This is a genomic window from Amycolatopsis samaneae, assembly GCF_039541975.1.
Classification (GTDB): domain Bacteria; phylum Actinomycetota; class Actinomycetes; order Mycobacteriales; family Pseudonocardiaceae; genus Amycolatopsis; species Amycolatopsis samaneae.
Window position 1 is genome coordinate 31,113 of the sequence record NZ_BAABHG010000015.1, and the last position, 17,349, is coordinate 48,461.

16 protein-coding genes are annotated in these 17,349 nt (G+C 72.6%); 13 read left to right on the top strand and 3 right to left on the bottom strand.

Going from position 1 to position 17,349, the window contains the following annotated elements:
* The first annotated feature begins 256 nt into the window (after positions 1-256).
* The 3 genes from ABD987_RS33470 (at position 257) to ABD987_RS33480 (ending at position 3,107) form a co-directional block, all read left to right on the top strand.
* Positions 257-1,315: a C40 family peptidase gene (locus ABD987_RS33470; protein ID WP_345403393.1), complete on the top strand. Its 1,059-nt coding sequence runs from the start codon at positions 257-259 to the stop codon at positions 1,313-1,315.
* 86 nt (positions 1,316-1,401) lie between these two features.
* Entirely contained in the window at positions 1,402-2,559 is a 1,158-nt protein-coding gene (locus ABD987_RS33475; RefSeq protein WP_345403396.1) for a glycosyltransferase family 4 protein, read from the top strand.
* Positions 2,559-3,107 carry a dienelactone hydrolase family protein gene (locus ABD987_RS33480; protein WP_345403399.1) on the top strand — a complete coding sequence of 183 codons (549 nt, stop codon included), beginning with the start codon at positions 2,559-2,561 and terminating at the stop codon, positions 3,105-3,107. Before ABD987_RS33475 ends, ABD987_RS33480 begins: the two co-directional genes overlap by 1 nt.
* A 51-nt stretch (positions 3,108-3,158) precedes the next feature.
* Here the strand turns inward: ABD987_RS33480 and ABD987_RS33485 are convergent, their stop codons facing one another.
* A complete protein-coding gene (locus tag ABD987_RS33485) occupies positions 3,159-3,791 on the bottom strand; it encodes a nucleoside/nucleotide kinase family protein (RefSeq protein ID WP_345403402.1) in 633 nt (210 codons plus the stop codon).
* A 123-nt stretch (positions 3,792-3,914) separates the two neighbouring features.
* On the opposite strand from ABD987_RS33485, the gene ABD987_RS33490 reads away from it, so the two are divergent.
* The 7 genes from ABD987_RS33490 (at position 3,915) to ABD987_RS33520 (ending at position 12,167) form a co-directional block, all read left to right on the top strand.
* The gene (locus ABD987_RS33490) at positions 3,915-4,268 is read left to right on the top strand and encodes an SRPBCC family protein (protein ID WP_345403994.1); all 354 of its coding nucleotides are present in this window, start codon (positions 3,915-3,917) and stop codon (positions 4,266-4,268) included.
* A 33-nt stretch (positions 4,269-4,301) separates the two neighbouring features.
* Positions 4,302-5,510, top strand: coding sequence for a cytochrome P450 family protein (locus ABD987_RS33495; RefSeq protein ID WP_345403405.1), 1,209 nt, complete (start codon positions 4,302-4,304; stop codon positions 5,508-5,510).
* Between the two features lie 33 nt (positions 5,511-5,543).
* Positions 5,544-6,824, top strand: a complete 1,281-nt coding sequence (locus tag ABD987_RS33500; RefSeq protein WP_345403408.1) for an adenosylmethionine--8-amino-7-oxononanoate transaminase — start codon at positions 5,544-5,546, stop codon at positions 6,822-6,824.
* A 431-nt stretch (positions 6,825-7,255) separates the two neighbouring features.
* Complete coding sequence (locus ABD987_RS33505; RefSeq protein WP_345403411.1) at positions 7,256-9,475, top strand: SulP family inorganic anion transporter; 2,220 nt, start codon at positions 7,256-7,258, stop codon at positions 9,473-9,475.
* A gap of 95 nt (positions 9,476-9,570) precedes the next feature.
* A complete protein-coding gene (bioD, locus tag ABD987_RS33510; RefSeq protein WP_345403997.1) occupies positions 9,571-10,290 on the top strand; it encodes a dethiobiotin synthase in 720 nt (239 codons plus the stop codon).
* Positions 10,291-10,428: 138 nt separating this feature from the next.
* On the top strand, positions 10,429-11,034 hold the full coding sequence (locus ABD987_RS33515) for a DUF2567 domain-containing protein (protein ID WP_345403414.1): 606 nt from the start codon (positions 10,429-10,431) through the stop codon (positions 11,032-11,034).
* Positions 11,035-11,084: 50 nt separating this feature from the next.
* Positions 11,085-12,167, top strand: a complete 1,083-nt coding sequence (locus ABD987_RS33520; protein WP_345403417.1) for a M48 family metallopeptidase — start codon at positions 11,085-11,087, stop codon at positions 12,165-12,167.
* Between the two features lie 94 nt (positions 12,168-12,261).
* Here ABD987_RS33520 and ABD987_RS33525 read toward each other — a convergent pair whose 3' ends face one another.
* Entirely contained in the window at positions 12,262-12,978 is a 717-nt protein-coding gene (locus tag ABD987_RS33525; protein WP_345403420.1) for an LON peptidase substrate-binding domain-containing protein, read from the bottom strand.
* Positions 12,979-13,018: 40 nt separating this feature from the next.
* Positions 13,019-13,654, bottom strand: coding sequence for an NUDIX hydrolase (locus ABD987_RS33530; protein ID WP_345403423.1), 636 nt, complete (start codon positions 13,652-13,654; stop codon positions 13,019-13,021).
* 113 nt (positions 13,655-13,767) lie between these two features.
* Between ABD987_RS33530 and nadA the strand changes: the two genes are divergently transcribed.
* The 3 genes from nadA to nadC are packed head-to-tail and all read left to right on the top strand — an operon-like array spanning position 13,768 to position 17,326.
* The gene (nadA, locus tag ABD987_RS33535; protein WP_345403426.1) at positions 13,768-14,778 is read left to right on the top strand and encodes a quinolinate synthase NadA; all 1,011 of its coding nucleotides are present in this window, start codon (positions 13,768-13,770) and stop codon (positions 14,776-14,778) included.
* Entirely contained in the window at positions 14,775-16,430 is a 1,656-nt protein-coding gene (locus ABD987_RS33540) for an L-aspartate oxidase (RefSeq protein ID WP_345403429.1), read from the top strand. The genes nadA and ABD987_RS33540 overlap by 4 nt, the downstream gene beginning before the upstream one ends.
* Positions 16,427-17,326 (top strand): carboxylating nicotinate-nucleotide diphosphorylase, encoded by a 900-nt coding sequence (gene nadC, locus ABD987_RS33545; protein ID WP_345403432.1) that lies wholly within the window; start codon positions 16,427-16,429, stop codon positions 17,324-17,326. Before ABD987_RS33540 ends, nadC begins: the two co-directional genes overlap by 4 nt.
* The last annotated feature ends 23 nt before the right edge of the window (positions 17,327-17,349 follow it).

Sequence of the window (17,349 nt, forward strand, 5' to 3'; positions counted from 1 at the left end):
GGGCCCCCGGTCGTTTCGTAACCTGTCCGAGATCTCGTGGCCAGCAGCCGCCGAAAGGGCGGCGACACGGGATCGCCGCCGGAACAGCTTTGTCGGGGAGCTGAGACCGGAACCACCCGCGTGCCACACCTGTTGCGGAAGAGCACGGCCAGGTGCGCGGCCGGGACGAAGTGCCGGAGCGGGCCCCCGACCTCTCCGGTGGGTGTGTCCGTCCCGGGCCGGTCGGCGGCCGAGCGCAAAGGAGACCCGCGCGACCGTGCAGTCGCATCCAGTCAAGCGGGTGGTGTCAGGTGCCATGGCCGCGGTAGCGGTGATCACCGTCGTCACCCTTGCCCAGCCCGCGGCCTCCGCCGCCCCGTCCCCCGCCCCCCAGACCCCGCCCGGCAACTCCTCGGACGCTCTGGCCAAGTACCGCGAGCTCTCCTCGCAGGCCGAGAAGATGAACCAGGAGCTGCTCAAGGCCCAGGACGATCTCAAGGCCAAGCAGGGTGAGCTCGACAAGGCCACCACCGACACCGACGCCGCGAAGGACGCCGGTGCCAAGGCCGCCGAGAACGAGAAGAAGTTCCGTACCGAGGTCGACAAGTTCGCCGGTGCCTCCTTCACCAGCGGTGTGCAGCTGAACAAGCTGTCCTCGCTGCTGGCCGGTGGCACCACCCAGGAGTTCCTCGAGCGCTCCTCGGCGCTGGACGTGATTTCCGCGGACAAGAACGTCGCGCTCGGCAACCTCAGCGGTGCCGTCAAGCAGGCCGCCGAGTCGACCGCGAAGGCGGCCGACGCGCAGAAGCGCGCCCAGGACGCCCGCGACGCCGCGGCGAAGCTCGCCAGCGACATCGAGGCGAAGAAGAAGTCCCTCGACTCGCAGGTCGCGGAGCTGAAGACGCAGAGCAACCAGCTCAGCGCGTCCGACAAGGCCGCGCAGCAGGACCGGGGCGGCAGCAGGCCCGACGTCAAGGCACCCGGCGCCGCGGCGCAGGCCGCGGTGAACGCGGCGCTGAGCAAGCTGGGCAGCCCGTACGTCTACGGGGCCACCGGCCCGGGCACGTTCGACTGCTCCGGCCTGATGCAGTGGGCCTACAAGCAGGCGGGTATCTCCCTGCCGCGCACGGCCGACGCGCAGATCGCCTCCGGCGGCACCCGGGTGTCGCGGGACCAGCTGCAGCCGGGTGACCTGGTCGGCTTCTACTCGCCGATCACGCACATCGGCATGTACATCGGCGACGGCAAGATGGTGCACGCGCCGGACACCGGCGACGTCGTCAAGATCTCGCCGCTGCAGAGCCAGTACGCGGGCGCCACGCGCCCCAGCAGCTGAGCCGGGCGACGAACCCGTGAACGGGGCGGTACCGCACACGCGGTGCCGCCCCGCTTTCGTGGACGGGGATCAGTAACCTGCACGGTGTGCTGAGGACCCTGCTCGTGACCAACGACTTTCCGCCGCGCCCTGGCGGGATCCAGAACTACCTCAACTCACTGGCCACCCGGCTGCCCGCGGACGACCTGGTCGTCTACGCGCCGTCGTGGGAGTCGGGCTCGGGCTCGCACACCGAGTTCGACGCCGAGGCGCCGTTCGAGGTGGTCCGGCACCCGACGTCGCTGATGCTGCCCACGCCCGACGTGCTGCGGCGGGCCAAGCAGATCATGCGGGCCCGCGACTGCGAGGCGGTCTGGTTCGGTGCCGCCGCCCCGCTCGCGCTGCTGGGGCACTCGCTGCGGCGGGCAGGCGCGCGGCGCGTGCTGGCCTCCACCCACGGGCACGAGGTCGGCTGGTCGATGCTGCCGGGCTCGCGGCAGGCGCTGCGGCGTATCGGGGACACCGTCGACGTCGTCACCTACGTCAGCAAGTACACCCGCCGCCGGTTCGCCGCCGCGTTCGGCCCGCGCGCCGGCCTCGAACTGCTGCCGTCCGGGGTGGACACCACGGTGTACCGACCGGACCCGGCCGGGCGCGCGGAGATCCGCGCCCGGTACGGCCTCGGCGACCGGCCGACGGTCGTCTGCGTGTCCCGGCTGGTGCCGCGCAAGGGGCAGGACATGCTGGTCGGCGTCCTGCCGGAGCTGCGAAGGCGGGTGCCGGACGCGGCGCTGCTGCTCGTCGGCGGTGGCCCGTACCGGGGGCGCCTCACCGCGATGGCCGACGCGCTCGGCGTCGGGGACAGCGTGGTGCTCACCGGTTCGGTGCCGTGGGCGGAACTGCCCGCGCACTACAACGCCGGGGACGTCTTCGCGATGCCCGCGCGCACCCGCGGCAAGGGCCTGGACGTCGAAGGGCTCGGGATCGTCTACCTGGAGGCGTCCGCGACGGGGCTGCCCGTGGTCGCGGGCAGTTCCGGGGGCGCCCCGGAGGCGGTGCTCGACGAGGTCACCGGTCACGTCGTCGACGGCCGCGACGGCGCGCAGCTGTGCGAGACGCTGGCGTCGCTGCTGGCCGATCCGGTGCGGGCGCGGCGGATGGGCGCCGCCGGCCGGGAATGGGTCGCGGAGAACTGGCGCTGGGACACCATGGCGGAGCGGCTGTCGGGCCTGCTCGACGGCGACCCCGTGGCGGCGGTGCGCTGATGGCCGAGATCGTCTTCCTCCACTCCGCGCTGGGCCTGCGCCCGGCGGTGGTGGCGGACGCCGAGCGGCTCCGCGCGGCCGGGCACGTCGTGCACGTCCCCGATCTGTACGCGGGGAAGAGCGCGGACAACGTCACCGACGGCATGGCGATCAACCGGGGGATCGGCTATCCGGAGCTGTTCGGGCGTGCTCGGGCGGCCGTCGCCGGGCTGCCGGGCGGGCTCGTCTACGCCGGGTTGTCGATGGGCGCGAGCATCGGCGCGGACCTCGCGAGGACGCGTGGTGACGCGAGCGCGCTCGTCCTGCTGCACCACGTGCCCGAGTACGTGCCGGGGGTGCCCGCCGCCCTGCACGCGGCCGATCCCGACGAGTGGGTCGAGGCGGACCGGTACGGCGCGTGGGCGGGCAGGCCGGAGGTCGAGACGTGGCGCTATCCCGGCGTCTCGCACCTCTACACCGACCCGGACACCCAGGAGAGCCTGCCGGGCGACGCCGTCGCGGCGGCGGAGACCTGGCAGCGAATCCTCGCCTTCCTCGCTCGTCTCTGACGCACGCTCGCATACGGGTCCGTCCCGTCGCGGCCCGCAGGACCGCGGTGGTCACGAGCCCTCGTACACCGCCGGGTGACGCGGGTCGTCGACGCGCACCACGACGTCCGCCAGCGCCGCCGGATCGACCTCCTCCTCGTAGCGGGCGTAGGCGGGCAGCGCCCAGGCGTCCCCGGCCGGGACACGGCGGCGCAGGGCGGCGGGCGAGCACCACAGGTGCACCACGAGGTCGAAGGCGAGGCCGGTGCCGAGCAGCAGTTCGCCGTCGACGAGCACGACCCCGCCCTCGGGCACCGGCACCCTGGCCCGGCGGGTGGCGCGGTCGCGTCCGGCGTCCCACAGCGCGGGGAGCACTTCACCGCGGCCGCCGTCGGCGAGCGGGTCGAGGACCTCGCGGCGCAGGGCGTTCACATCGAGCCAGTCGGTGTAGCGGGCGTCGGGGTCCTGCCTGCCGTGCTCGAACCGCAGTGACGCCGGGCGCAGGAAGTCCCGCGCGGAAATCCGCACGGTCGGCCGTCCGCGCAGGCGCAGCGGGTCGACCAGCGCGTTCGCGAGTGCTGTGGTGTCCGTCGCGCCTTCGGCGCCGTCGACGGCGACCGCGATCCGGGAGCGGCCGGTGACGGCCTCGATGCGGTCGGTCAGCTCGGCCGTCAGCGCGGCCGGGGAAATCGGGCGGTAGCGCACGGGGAAGATCCTGCACCCGGACCGGGGACGGTTTTCGTCGGTGCCTGCTGCCATGATGGACCGGTGAGCGAGGAAGTGGGAAAGACTGCCGAAAGTGGTTGGCAGATAGGCGTTTCCCGGACGTTGCCGTATCCGCCGGAGCGGGTGTGGGCGTTCCTGGTCAGCAGGGAGGGGGTGGAGATCTGGCTGGGGCCCGGCGCGGAGCTGCCTCGTGAGCGCGGCGTGGCGTACGAGACGGCGAGCGGTACGACAGGGGAGATCCGGAGCTTCCACGAGGGCGAGCGGATCCGGTTGACCTGGCGCCCCAAGGACTGGGACCACGATTCGACCATGCAGGTGACGGTCAGCGGCACCGGGCAGAAGGCCACGCTCCGTTTCCACCAGGAATGGTTGTCTGGCCCGGAAGAACGGGCCGGACAGCGGGCATACTGGAAGGACGTGACCGAACGCGTGGTGGCGGCGCTGGCCGAACGCTGAGGCGTCCCGCGCGGTGAGCCCGGGGGAGTGGCGATGACGGCGGCTGGGGACATCACGGAATTCGGCGAGGAGTTCGTGCAGGACACGCACGCCGTGCTGGCGGCGTTGCGGGAGGGCGGCCCGGTGCGGCGCGTCCGGCTGCCGGACGGCGGGCCGTGCTGGCTGGTCGGCGGGTACGCCGACGTCCGTGCGCTGCTGGCCGATTCCCGGCTGGCCAAGGACTCCACCCGCACGCACGAGCTGTTCCAGGCGCGGCGGGGCGAGGAGGAGCTGGACGCGCCGGCCATGGAGCTGGTCGGGCACATGCTCAACAGCGACCCGCCGAAGCACACCCGGCTGCGCAGGCTGGTGAACAAGGCGTTCACCAGCCGCACGGTGTCCCGGCTGCGGCCGAGGATCGAGGAGATCACCGCCGGTCTGCTGGACGCGATGGCCGGGAAGCCGAGCGCCGACCTGCTGCCCGAGTTCGCCGCTCCGCTGCCGATCACGGTCATCTGCGAGCTGCTCGGTGTCCCGCTCGATCGCCAGGCCGATTTCACCGGCTGGTCGAGCACGCTGCTGTCCAACGCGGGGCCGGAGGCTTCGATGGCCGCCGCCGGGCAGATGCACGGATACCTCGTCGAGCTGATCGCGTACAAACGCGCCGAACCGGCCGAGGACCTGCTGTCCGATCTGGTCCACGCCAGTGAGGAGGGGGACCGGCTGTCCGACGCCGAGCTGGTCTCGATGGCCTTCCTGCTGCTGGTGGCCGGGTACGAGACGACGGTGAACCTGATCGCGAACGGGGTGCTCGCGCTCCTGCGGGCGCCGGACCAGCTGGCGCTGCTGCGGTCGGACCCGGCGTTGCTGCCGGGCGCGGTCGAGGAGTTCCTCCGCTACGACGGCCCGATCATCCTGGCGACGATGCGGTTCACCACCGCGCCGGTGGAGATCGGCGAGGTCACCGTGCCCGCGGACGAGTTCGTCCTGCTCTCGCTGCTGGGCGCGAACCGCGACGCCGCGCGGTTCGACGATCCGGACCGGCTGGAGGTCACCCGCGCAGAGGGCGGGCACCTCGCGTTCGGGCACGGGATCCACTACTGCGTGGGCGCGCCGCTGGCGAGGCTGGAGGCCGAGATCGCCATCGGCGCGCTGCTCGCGCGGTTCCCGGCGCTGCGGCTCGCCGGGGAGCCCGGGTCGCTGCGCTGGCGCGACAGCAGCCTCGTGCATGGCCTCGAGTCGCTGCCGGTTTCGCTCGCCTGAGGACGCGCCGCGGGGGTGTCGTAGGGTCGGCGGATGGACGCCGCCGCCCTGCTCGCCCTCGACGCCGCGCACGTCTGGCACCCCTACGCGCCGATGCCGGGCCGGGTTCCCCCGCTGCTGGTCACCGGCGCGCGCGGGGTGCGGCTGGAGCTGGCCGACGGACGCGAGCTCGTCGACGGCATGTCCTCGTGGTGGGCGGCCGTGCACGGCTACCGGCACCCGGTGCTCGACGCGGCGCTCGCGGAGCAGTCGGCGCGGATGAGCCACGTGATGTTCGGCGGCCTGACCCACGAACCGGCGATCACGCTCGCCACGACGCTCGTGGACCTGACGCCCGACAGTCTCGAGCACGTGTTCCTGTGCGACTCCGGTTCGGTGTCGGTCGAGGTCGCGGTGAAGATGTGCCTGCAGTACCAGCGCTCGCGCGGCCGGGGGGACAAACGGCGGCTGCTGACCTGGCGCGGTGGCTACCACGGGGACACGTTCACGCCGATGAGCGTGTGCGACCCGGAGGGCGGGATGCACGCGCTGTGGCGGGGCGTGCTGCCCGAGCAGGTGTTCGTGCCCGCGCCGCCGTCCGGGTTCGGGGCGCCACCCGATCCGTCCTATGTGGACACCCTGGCCGCGGCGATCGCGCGGCACGCGGACGAACTGGCCGCGGTGATCGTCGAACCCGTCGTACAGGGCGCGGGCGGGATGCGTTTCCACCACCCGGAGTACCTGCGCGTGCTGCGGGAGCTGACCGAGGAGCACGACGTCCTGCTGGTCTTCGACGAGATCGCCACCGGGTTCGGCCGCACCGGCCGGATGTTCGCGGCGCAGCACGCGGGTGTGACACCGGACGTGCTGTGCGTCGGCAAGGCGCTCACCGGCGGCTACCTCAGCATGGCCGCGACGTTGTGCACCGCGGAGATCGCCGACGGCATCAGCATGGGTGAGCTGCCGGTGCTCGCGCACGGCCCGACGTTCATGGGCAACCCGCTCGCCTGCGCGGTCGCGAACGCCTCCCTCGGCCTGCTGGCCGACGGCGGGTGGGAGCACGACGTCAAGCGGATCGAGGCGGCGCTGCGCGCCGGGCTCGCCCCCGCGGCGGACCTGCCCGCGGTGCGGGACGTCCGAGTCCTCGGGGCGATCGGCGTGCTCCAGCTCGATCACCCGGTGGACATGGCCGTGGCGACGGAGGTGGTGACCGCGCACGGCGCCTGGCTGCGCCCGTTCCGCGACCTGATCTACACCATGCCGCCCTACGTCAGCACCGATGCCGACCTAGCGGTGGTCACTTCGGCCATGCTCGCGGCGGCCGCCGCAGCCTGAGCTGCGGAATTTCACCCGAAGGTAGGCGCCGCGTCCGCGCAGCGACGGAACGTGTGTGACCAGTGTCACTCGATGGTCACTTTCGCCCAAATGGGCTAATCTGGTTGCACGGTAGTGGTCTTGACGTGCGAGAACCCGCCCTCCCGACTACTGGGATCAAACCTGAAAAATCTTTACATAGCGGACATTTCGGGAGTTTTTCGGTTTCCTGTCCCCATGACCGAAATCTTCCGTGGCGCCCATGACACCGGGCCACCGTTTCCGTCTTCCGCCTACTCGCCTTCCCGGGGTCGTAGAAGGGAGGCAGGAGGCGTTCCCGGCGCCAGTGAATCACTCTCCGTAGCTACACGTCGTGCTGGTAACGCAAGTTTTACACTCGAATGGTCCGGACATAGCGGACATTTCACCACTTTCGGGGTTGGCTTGTGACCATGCGACCCCTTGCCGTGCTCAAACACGACGTGCCCGCATCCCTCGTGGTCTTCCTCGTCGCCGTCCCGCTCTCGCTCGGGATCGCGCTGGCCTCCGGCGCCCCGGTGGTGGCCGGGCTCATCGCCGCCGTGGTCGGCGGCATCGTCGCCGGCGCGCTCGGCGGTTCGGCCCTGCAGGTCAGCGGCCCCGCGGCCGGGCTGACCGTCGTTCTCGCGCAGACCATCGCCACCTTCGGCTGGGCGGTCACCTGCGCGATCACCGTCGCCGCCGGCGCGCTCCAGGTACTGCTCGGGCTGAGCCGCGTCGCCCGCGCCGCGCTGGCCATCTCGCCCGCCATCGTGCACGGGATGCTCGCCGGGATCGGCGTGACGATCGTGCTCGGCCAGCTCCACGTCATCCTCGGCGGCACCGCGCAGAGTTCGGCGATCAAGAACATCGCCGAGCTGCCGGGCCAGATCGTCGCCCACCACGACTCGGCGACCCTGATCGGCCTGCTCACCCTGGCGCTGCTGATCATCTGGCCGCGCCTGCCGCGGGCGGTGCGGCGCGTGCCGGGACCGCTGGCCGCCATCGCCGTCGCGACGGCGGTTTCGGTGCTGGCCGGGATGACGTTGCCGAGGGTCGAACTGCCCGGTGACGTGCTGAACGTCCAGCTCGTCCCGCAGCTGCCGTCGGGCGGTTGGGGCGGCTTCGCCCTCGCGGTGGTCACCATCGCGGTGATCGCGAGCGTCGAGAGCCTGCTGTCCGCGGTCGCGGTGGACAAGCTGCACACCGGTCCCCGTGCCAACCTCGACCGCGAGCTGATCGGCCAGGGCGCCGCCAACATGGTGTCCGGCGCGCTGGGCGGGCTGCCGGTCACCGGCGTCATCGTGCGCAGCTCCACCAACGTCGGCGCGGGGGCGAAGACACGCGCGTCGGCGATCCTGCACGGCGTCTGGGTGCTGGTGTTCGTGGTCGCGCTGGGCGGGCTTATCCAGAGCATCCCGCTGGCCGCGCTCGCCGGGCTGCTGGTGTACGTCGGCGCGAAGCTGGTGAATCCGGGGCACGTCCGCCAGGTGCACACGCACGGCGATCTCTACGTCTACCTCGTGACCCTGCTCGGCGTGGTGACACTCGACCTGCTCAAGGGCGTGCTCGCCGGGATCGCGCTGTCGCTGTTCCTGATGCTGCGCCGCACCATGTGGTCGGGCATCCACGTCGAACGGGTCGGCGGCGATCCCGCCGAGTGGCGCGTCATGGTCGAGGGCGTGCTGACGTTCCTGTCCGTGCCGCGGCTGACGAAGGTGCTCGCCCAGGTGCCCGAGGGCGCCACCGTGAAGCTGGAACTGGTCGTGGACTACCTCGACCACGCCGCGTTCGAGTCGCTGTCGAACTGGCAGCAGGCGCACGAACGCGCGGGCGGCTCGGTGACCGTCGACGAGGTCGGCCACCCGTGGTTCGCCAAGGGCAAGCAGGGCAGCCCGACCCTGAGCCGCATCGCGGCCGTCCGCGCGGTGCCCCGCTGGCTCGCACCGTGGTCGGAATGGCAGGCCGCGGACATCCGGCTGCCCAGCCAGCGCGGCGGCCCGACCCTGCGCGGGGCCAGCGAGTTCCACCGCAGGACCGCGCCGCTGCTGAAGGACACGCTGTCCGGCCTGGCGAACGGCCAGCAGCCGCACACGCTGTTCATCACCTGCGGGGACGCGCGGATCGTGCCGAACCTGATCACCACGAGCGGGCCAGGCGACCTGTTCACCGTGCGCAACATCGGCAACCTGGTCCCGGCGGGCCAGGCCGACTCCTCGATGAACGCGGCCGTGGAGTTCGCGGTCGGCGTGCTCGGCGTGCACGAGATCGTGGTGTGCGGGCATTCGAGCTGCGGCGCGATGGGCGCGCTGGCCAACGGCGCGCCCGCCGGGAAGCCGGGGCTGTCGGACTGGCTGCGGCACGCCGAGCCGAGCGCGCGGCGCTCGGAGACGGTGACCGTCGGCGGCGTCCGGCCGGTGCGGGAGCCCGACCGGCTGGCGCTGCACAACATCCTGCAACAGCTGGAGCACCTGCGGCACTACCCGCTGGTGGCCGAGGCGGAGTCGCGCGGTGAGCTGACGCTGACCGGCATGTACTTCGACGTCGGCGCGGCGCAGGTGTCGCTGTGGGACGGCCGCACCGGGGACTTCGTGCCCGCGGGTGTGCCCGCGCCCGCCGAAGCGCACCGCAACGGGCGGACCGCCGCCGGATAACCGGCGAGGGGGCTCTCTCCGCCCGGCGGGGAGAGCCCCCTCACACCCGAGGGGGCGCGGACGCGCGGGAGTCACTAAGTTGTCAGCACGTGAGCATGCTGGTGGTAACGGGAACCGGGACCGGCGTCGGCAAGACGATCACCACGGCCGCGATCGCGGCGCTGGCCGTCGCGGACGGCCGGCGGACAGCCGTGCTGAAACCCGCCCAGACCGGGGTGCTACCCGGGGAGCCCGGTGACCTCGACGACGTCGTCCGCCTGGCAGGCGGCCCCATCACCACCCGCGAACTGCGACGCTACCCGGACCCGCTCTCCCCGGAGGCGGCCGCGCGGCGCAGCGGCATCCCGGCGGTCGAACCCGCCGAGGTCGCGCGCGCGGCGGGGGAACTCGACGCCGGGCACGACCTGACCCTGATCGAGGGCGCGGGCGGCCTGCTGGTGCGTTTCGACCCGCAGGGCGGCGGGCTCGCCGACGTCGCCTGGTCGCTGGGCGCGCTGGTGATCATCGTCGCCGAGGCGGGGCTGGGCACGCTCAACGCGACCGCGCTGACCGCCGAGGTCGCCACCCGGCGCGGGATCAACGTCGCCGGGGTCGTCGTCGGCGCGTGGCCCGCCGATCCCGACCTCGCGGCGCTGTCCAACCTCCAGGACCTGCCGACCGCGGCGGGCGCCCCGCTGCTGGGCGTCCTGCCCGCCGGGCTGGGCTCGGTGAGCCACGAGGAGTTCGTGGCGCGGGCCCGCGCCGGGCTGTCGCCGTGGTTCGGTGGCGAATTCGACCCGGAGACGTTCGCCGGCCGGGCCTCGGCCCAGAAGTGATCTCAGTGTCCATTGTGGACTTTGTGACTCCCGGAGTGCCCGCGTGGCGGGACACGCGGCGTGGCGGGGCGGCCAGTAGGTGACTCCGGGCGCCGACCGGTTACGCTCGGTCGACAGCAGTGCAGGAGGGAGTCCGCGGTGGGTGAGTCTTCCGGCGGTGCCGCGCACCGATCGTCGGCCGTCGCGGACGCGTGGTCGGTGCCGGTGCTGTGGCGCCCGCGACGGGAACGGCCGAAGGTCGTGGTCAAGGCCGATCTGCTGCCCGCGGTGAGCGTGCTCTCCACGGCAGGGCTGCTCGGGATCCCGCTCGGCTGGCTGTGGTCGCGGATCGCGCCGCCGGAACGGCTGCGGGTCGTCACCTCCGACGGCAGGCTCGCGCCGCTGGAGCTGGAGAGCTGGCACCGCTTCGACGATCTGGCCATCTACGGTTTTCTCGCGCTGGGTCTCGGCCTGCTCATCGGCGTGGTGGCGTGGCTGCTGCGGGAACGGCGCGGCCCGGTCGTGCTCGTCGCCGCGGTCGGCGGCTCGGCGCTGGCGGCGTGGCTCGGCACGCAGATGGGCGTCGCCTTCGGCAACGCGCGCTTCGAGGTCACGGCCGCGCCCGCGCTCGGCTCGGTGGTCGAGCAGGCGCCGAAACTGGAGTCGGGCTGGGTGGTGCTGGCGGCGCCGCTGGCCACGGCGCTGGTTTACGCGCTGCTCACCGCCTGGAACGGTCGCGACGACCTGGGTCGCCGACTCGGCTGACCGTTTTCGCCTAGTCTGGTGTCCTCACACCTTCGAGGGGACTCCACAGCATGACTGACGACATCGAGGTTTCGCGGCACAACGCCGTCCGCTTCCCGGGGATCAGCCCCCGTGCCTACGAGCACCCGGTGGATCGCGGCGCGCTGGCCGCGTTGCGCGCGGTGCCCGGATTCGCGCAGGTGGTCAAGGCCGTCGCGGGCTTCTACTCCGAGCGTGGCGACCGGCTGATGGCGCTGGCCTCGGCGATCCGCGTCGGTACGAAGCAGTACCCGGAGATCGACCGGCTTCGCCACGAATGCGCCGAGACGCTCGACCTGGAAACGGTGCCGAACGTGTTCATCCAGCGCGACGCGCAGGCGAACGCGATGGCGATCGGCATGGACGAGCCGTTCATCGTGCTGACCACCGGGCTGGTCGAGCTGATGAACCCGGATTCGCTGCGGTTCGCGATCGGCCACGAGATGGGGCACGTGCTGTCCGGGCACACGGTGTACCGGACGATCCTGGTGCGGCTCATCCAGATGCAGCTGTCGATGTCGTGGACGCCGGTGAGCGCGCTCGGCCTGCGGGCGGTCATCGCCGCGTTGCACGAGTGGTTCCGCAAGGCCGAACTGTCCTGCGACCGCGCCGGGCTGCTGTGCGGGCAGGACCCGACCGCGGCGCTGCGCGCGCAGATCCTGGTCGCCGGCGGGATCGACCCCGCCAAGATCGACATCCCGTCGTTCCTCCAGCAGGCCTCGGAATACGAGTCCGTCGAGGACATCCGCGACAGCTTCCTCAAGCTCCGCAACGTCGAAACCCTGTCGCACCCGTTCGCCGTCGTACGCGCGGCGCAGTTGCAGAAGTGGGCCGCGTCCGAGGAGTACCGCGCGATCCTGGCCGGGGACTACCTGCGCCGCGACGAGGACACCCCTGCGTCCAACTGGACCGACGACCTCAAGGCCGCGGCGAAGTCCTACCGCGACTCGTGGAGCGAGTCGAACGACCCGCTGGTCAAGGCGTTCAGCGACGTCGGCGAGGCGGTTTCGGGCGCCGCGGGCAAGGTCTGGAACAAGTTCGGCGGCGGTGGGAACGGCAACGGCGGCTCCGACTCGGGTTCGGACTCGGGTTCCGGTTCCGGCTCGGCGAAGTAGCTCTCGCTGCTCCCAGCGGCTCATGCGCCCCAATGTGGCGTTCGGTGCGTTGGACGCACCGAACGCCACATTGGGGCGTTCGTGGGGGCGCCGGTCAGTTGAGGTTGGCCGGGCGGCTCAGGTCGGTGAGTTCGCCCGGCGGCAGCGGTACGGCGCCGAGCGCGTCGAGGAATCCGGCCTCGCGGATCAGCAGGCGGCACACGATCCGCAGGCGGCGCAGCGGATGCGTCTCCTCCAGCAGGCGCTGCCGGTCGGTCACCGGGAGCAGGCAGTCGGCGGCGAGCTGGTAGGCGAGGTCGGCGACGTCGGTGCCGGGGTCGGGGCGCTGCCAGTCGTCGGAGCGCCAGGCGGACTCGCAGTACCGTTCGTGCGCGGCCCGCGCGACCTCGGCCAGCCGCGCCGTGGTGTCCGCGGCGGCCGGGGGGACGGGGTCGTCGGGGAGCCAGTCGACCGAGCCGATGAGGTAGGGCGCCGACACACAGTCGACCTCGCGAAGCCGGAACCGGCGGCGCCCGGTGGTCACGACGTCGAAGCGGCCGTCCGGCAGCCGCTTGGCCTCGCGCAGGACGGTGCTGCACCCGACGTCGTGGAGATGGTCCAGACCACGGACCTCGCGGATCACCGGGGTGCGGAGCGCGACGACGCCGAACTCGCGCCCGGGGACGGTGCCGCTGACCAGGTCCGCGGTCAGCTGTCTGTAGCGCGGTTCGAAGATGTGCAGCGGTAGGTGAGTGCCCGGCAGCAACACGGTCTGCAACGGGAACAACGGAAGTATCGTCGTCTCGCTGGTTTCCTGCTCGGGCTCGGCCACCCGTTCACGGTACGGGGCGAACGGCCGCCGCGCAGCGCGGTCAGCGGCCCGACGGCGGGCGGAACACCGCGAACGGGTCGGTGATCTGCATCCCCTTGCCCGCGAAGGAGAACAGCGCGGCGGGACGCCCGCCCGCCCGGCCGGGCGGCGCGGTGCGCCCGGTCGGCTCCAGCAGCCCGCGCCGGGACAGCACGCGCTGCAGGTTCGTCGCGGACACGCGGTAGCCCAGCGCGGCGGAGTAGAGCCCGCGCAGCGCGGAAACCGTGAACTCCTCGGGAGCGAGCGCGAAGCCAAGGTTCGTGTAGCAGAGCTTCGAGCGCAGCCGGTCGCGGGCGCGCAGCACGATCGACTCGTGGTCGAACGCCGTCCTCGGCAGCTCCGCGACGTCGTGCCAGGCGGTGTCCTCGGGGATTTCGGGATCGACGTCGGAGGGGACGAGGCCGAGGAACGCCGTCGCGACGACGCGTGGGCCCGGGACGCGCTCCGGCGCGCTGAACACCGCCAGCTGTTCGACGTGCTTGAGCTGGCGCACGTCGACCTTCTCCGCGAGCTGGCGCCGGATGGACGTTTCGACGTCCTCGTCGGGGCGCAGCCGCCCGCCCGGCAGCGACCAGCGGCCGAGGTGGGGATCCAGGGCGCGCTGCCACAGCAGCACCCGGAGTGTGTCCGAGCGCACTTGAAGTACCGCCCCCAAAACCTCGTGGGCCAGCGGGGCACGGGTGTTAAGATGACTTCGCACGGTTTTCGATTATAAGGCGAAAACCGAGGACGGGTCCAGGAGGGCCAGGTATGACCACCACGATGGAAACCGATCTCACGCCCTACGGCGGGGTCGAGGCGAACGCGGACTGGGCGGACGAGGTGCGGGCGCTCGCGCGCAAGCGGGACGCGGTGCTGCTGGCGCACAACTACCAGGTGCCGGAGATCCAGGACATCGCCGACCACACCGGCGATTCACTGGCGCTCAGCCGGATCGCGGCGAGCAGCGACGCCGCCACGATCGTCTTCTGCGGCGTGCACTTCATGGCCGAGACCGCGAAGATCCTCGCGCCGGAGAAGACCGTCCTGATCCCGGACGCGCGGGCGGGCTGCTCGCTGGCCGACTCCATCACCGGTGCCGAACTGCGCGCCTGGAAGGCCGAGCACCCCGGCGCGGTCGTCGTGTCCTATGTGAACACCACCGCCGAGGTCAAGGCGGAGACGGACATCTGCTGCACCTCCTCGAACGCCGTCGACGTCGTCGCCTCGATTCCCGCCGACCGGGAGGTGCTGTTCCTGCCGGACCAGTTCCTCGGCGCGCACGTCAAACGCGTGACCGGGCGGGAAAACCTGCACATCTGGGCCGGGGAGTGCCACGTGCACGCCGGGATCAACGGCGCCGAGCTCGCCGCGCGCGCCGAGGAGAACCCGGACGCGGACCTGTTCATCCACCCCGAATGCGGGTGCGCGACCTCGGCGCTCTACCTCGCGGGCGAGGGCGCGGTGGCGCCGGAGCGGGTGAAGATCCTGTCCACCGGGGACATGGTGCACGCCGCGCGGGAGACCCGCGCGAAGTCGGTGCTGGTGGCCACCGAGATCGGCATGATCCACCAGCTGCGCCGGGCGGCGCCGGAGATCGACTTCCGCGCGGTCAACGACCGGGCCTCCTGCCGGTACATGAAGATGATCACCCCGGCGGCGTTGCTGCGCTCGCTGCGCGAGGGCGCCGACGAGGTCCACGTCGATCCGGAAACCGCGGCGAAGGCGCGGGCCTCGGTGCGGCGGATGATCGAGATCGGGCAGCCGGGCGGCGGCGAATGACCACCTCGGTTAGTGACTTTCAGGCGAAAACCACCCCCGCCTGGGAGGCGCGCGCGGACCTGGTGGTGATCGGCAGCGGTGTGGCCGGGCTGACGGCCGCGCTGCGTGCCCAGGAGCTCGGCCTGCACACCCTGGTGGTCACCAAGGCGACGGTCGCCGACGGCAACACGCGCTGGGCACAGGGCGGCGTCGCGGTCGTGCTGGAGGGCGAGCACGAACTCGGTGACACGGTGGGCAAACACGCCGAGGACACGTTCACCGCGGGGGCGGGGCTCTGTGACGAGGACGCGGCGCGGTCGATCCTCGACGGCGGCCCGGCGGCGGTGGCGCGGCTGCGCGCGGCGGGCGCCCGGTTCGACGTCGCGGCCGCGGGCGGCCCGGCGCTGGCCAGGGCCCGCGAGGGCGGGCACAGCGCGTTCCGGGTGATCCACGCCGGCGGCGACGCGACCGGGGCCGAGGTCGAACGGACCCTGGTGGCGCGGACCGGGGGCAGCGGGATTCCCGTGCTGGAACACCACATCGCCGTCGACGCGCTGCGCACGCCCGCCGGGGACGTGGCCGGGGTGGCCGTCCTCGATCGCAACGGCGTGCCGGGGGTGGTCCGCGCGTCCGCGGTGCTGCTCGCGACCGGTGGGTTCGGGCAGCTCTACCAGGCGACGTCCAATCCGGAGATCGCCACCGGCGACGGCCTCGCGCTCGCGTTGCGGGCCGGCGCCACGGTCGCGGACGTCGAGTTCGTCCAGTTCCACCCGACCGTGCTCTACACCCCGGGCGCGCGGGGCCGGTGCCCGCTGGTCACCGAGGCGGTGCGCGGGGAGGGCGCGACCCTGCTGGACGCGGCGGGCTCGCCGGTGATGCGCGGGGTGCACCCGCTCGGCGACCTCGCGCCGCGCGACGTGGTGTCCGCGGCGATCACGCGGCGGATGGCACTGGCGCCCGGCGGCGTCGCCGATCACGTCTTTCTCGACGCGACCAGCGTTCCCGGCTTCGCCAAGCGGTTTCCCACCGTGCACGCGGCCTGCGCGGCCATCGGGGTCGACCCGGCCGTCGACGGCATCCCGGTGACCCCGGCGGCGCACTTCGCGTGCGGCGGCGTGGTGACCACTGTGGACGGACGGTCCGGGGTGCGCGGGCTCTACGCGGCCGGTGAGGTCGCCCGCACCGGGCTGCACGGCGCGAACCGGCTGGCGTCCAACAGTCTCCTGGAGGGACTGGTGGTCGGGCAGCGCGCCGCCGAGGCGGTGAGCGCCGACCTGGCCGCCGGGCTGCTCGCCGACCCGGCACGCGGGCGGTTGCCCGAGCGGGGGACGGCGCGGGCCGCGGACCGGGACGCGCTCCAGCGGGTGATGAGCCGCTACGCCGCGATCGGCCGGGACGCCGACGGGCTCGCCGCCGCGGGCTCCGTCCTCGACTTGTCCATTAAGGACAGTCCAATGACGACACACGCCGCGGTGGAGGACGCCGCGCTCACCCTGGCGGCGCAGGCGTTGCTCGCCGCGGCCGTGCGGCGCACCGAGTCGCGGGGCTGCCACGTGCGCACGGATTTCCCCGATCGTGGCGGGCTGGACTGGCGGCGCAGCCAGTTCATCCGGCTCAGTCCCTCCGGCCAGCCGGTGCTGACCGGGCAGATGCGGATGGAGGGTGTGGCATGACCGAGTTTTCCCCGATCTCGCCCGAGGTCGAGCTGGCACTGGTGAAGGAGGGCTTGGACCTCGACGACGTCCGGCGCGTGGTCACCACGGCGCTGGCCGAGGACCTGAAGTACGGCGATGACGCGACCACCGCCGCCACGGTGCCCGCGGGTGCCCGCGCGCTGGCCGAACTGACGCCGAGGGTGCCCGGTGTCATCGCCGGGATTCCCGTGGCACTGGCCGTTTTCGACGTCGTGCTGGGCGGGGGCTACGAGGTGCTCGGCGCGCGCGAAGACGGCGAGCGGCTGGTCGCCGGTGAGCCCGCGCTGGTGCTGAGCGGTCCGGTCCGCGGGCTGCTGACCGCCGAGCGGACCGCGCTGAACCTGCTGTGCCACCTCTCCGGCGTCGCCACCGCCACCGCGGCCTGGGTGTCCGAAGTGGACGGTACGGGCTGCGCGATCCGGGACTCCCGCAAGACGTTGCCGGGGCTGCGGCTGCTGCAGAAGTACGCGGTGCGCCGCGGCGGCGGGGTCAACCACCGGCTCGGCCTCGGCGACGCGGTGCTGATCAAGGACAACCACGTCGTGGCGGCCGGTTCGGTGACCGCGGCGCTGGCGGCCGCGCGCGAGCACGCGCCGGAACTGCCGTGCGAGGTCGAGGTCGACGATCTGGCCCAGCTGGAGGAGGCGCTCGCGGCGGGCGCGGACGAGATCCTGCTGGACAACTTCTCGCCGGAGCTGTGCGCGCGGGCGGTCGAGCGCCGGGACGAGGTCTCCCCGAAGGCCCGGCTGGAGTCCTCCGGCGGCCTGACCCTTGACCGCGCCGCGGCGTACGCCCGTGCCGGGGTGGACTACCTGTCGGTGGGCGGGCTGACCCACTCCTCCGCCGCGCTGGACCTGGGCATGGACCTGCACTGACGGAGACGCCGTGAAGCCGCGAA